Source organism: Geobacillus sp. ZGt-1, assembly GCF_001026865.1.
Classification (GTDB): Bacteria; Bacillota; Bacilli; order Bacillales; family Anoxybacillaceae; genus Geobacillus; species Geobacillus thermoleovorans.
In genome coordinates this window covers 1-649 of sequence record NZ_LDPD01000136.1, presented here as the reverse complement: position 1 = coordinate 649, position 649 = coordinate 1, and the positions used below count along the sequence as shown (strand labels likewise).

Here is a 649-nt window from a genome sequence, read left to right as displayed (position 1 = left end):
AAACAACAAAAAACTTATTTCACAACATTTATATTAAAATATGCAATGAAAATAATCAATTGATTATAATGAAAAATGTTATTTTCTTCTCTGTTTAACTAATGTAAGAAAATACACAAAAACACCCTGGCATAACCTTTTTTTCCGATTTATACTTGACTTTTTCAACAAAATATAAGAACATATATTCGCTAATAGAACATACGTTCCTGAAAAGGAGGTCCTTACGTCGATGTTGTTTGATATTTCTCGTCTGCCAAAAAATAAAATTTTATGTATCGAAAGGTTTGGAGTTTGATGTGGCAATGATCATTGACCTTAATAACGATACGGTTCCCCTTCCTTCCGAAGAAGCCGAGAACGATGATGAAACAGAGTACATGGATATCGAGCGGCGTTTGCTTTATGTATCAATGACAAGAGCGAAGCTTATATTATACATGTTTTATTACGGAAAACCTTCAGTTTTTCTTGATGAAATGGATTCTGCACTATATGAAGTAATAGAAATGTAAATAAAACCAAGAGCCCCTTTTCAAATTCAGCGAGGGGGTTCTCATTTTAATTCTCCCCACCGCTATAATTCACAAAAAATTCAGTGCATTCCTTCGGAAAAGTGGATAGGGATGTTCTGAAGGAATGTGCAAAA

General features: G+C 33.1%; 1 protein-coding gene. It reads left to right on the top strand.

Translation table 11 applies throughout. The features are described from left to right. Positions 1-155: 155 nt before the first annotated feature. Positions 156-515 carry a 3'-5' exonuclease gene (locus tag VU18_RS21335; RefSeq protein ID WP_369793586.1) on the top strand — a complete coding sequence of 120 codons (360 nt, stop codon included), beginning with the start codon at positions 156-158 and terminating at the stop codon, positions 513-515. Positions 516-649 lie beyond the last annotated feature (134 nt).